Annotated in this window: 1 protein-coding gene; it reads right to left on the bottom strand. The window is 49.0% G+C overall.

The window, feature by feature from the left end; translation table 11 throughout:
- Positions 1 to 569: ATP-binding protein (locus K5R16_RS22110; protein ID WP_220740568.1), on the bottom strand; the 569-nt coding region annotated here is incomplete at both ends.

The following is a 569-nucleotide window of genomic DNA, read 5'->3' as shown; positions in this document are numbered from 1 at the left end:
GTGCGAATAACTAAGTCGCTATTGCCTTCTTTTAGGCGCAGCTCAATCTCAAGCAACTTAGCGATACCGCCAGACAATGCTGCACGGCCGATAATGTCTAACGCACGGCGCATGCTGTTGGTGTAATCCTCACCCGGCAAGTCGTTAAAGCCGTCAGCCTTCCAACGTTTAAAGGCTTTTACAAACTGCTCAAGCTCAGGCCAGAACTCTAGTTCGCTAATGCGCGAGCGAATTTTAACCGCTGATTCTGACACGCCATCAAGGAACAGCTCTTCACCCACTTCACGGGTTATACGCGCACTTTGCGAAGCGATGCGGCGGTCAATATCGGCGAGTACATCGTAGAATGCAGTCAAATCGACGCCAAAAATACGCCCTTGTTCTCGCAGCGCCATAATAGATTGCGGCACCATCACGTTTAACAACTGCTCAAGCTGTGGCACAAGTTTGCGGTAATCAAGAATGCGAATGCCTTTGTCGTTTACAAAGCTTGATTCTTCACGGGCACGCTCCCAAGTCTCAGATAAACCTGAACCTGATTTGCTGGCAATAACAGAATCGAAGTGTTC

The organism is Shewanella sp. c952 (assembly GCF_019654975.1).
In the GTDB taxonomy this organism is placed as follows: Bacteria; Pseudomonadota; Gammaproteobacteria; order Enterobacterales; family Shewanellaceae; genus Shewanella.
This window is presented reverse-complemented; position numbering and strand designations above follow the sequence as displayed.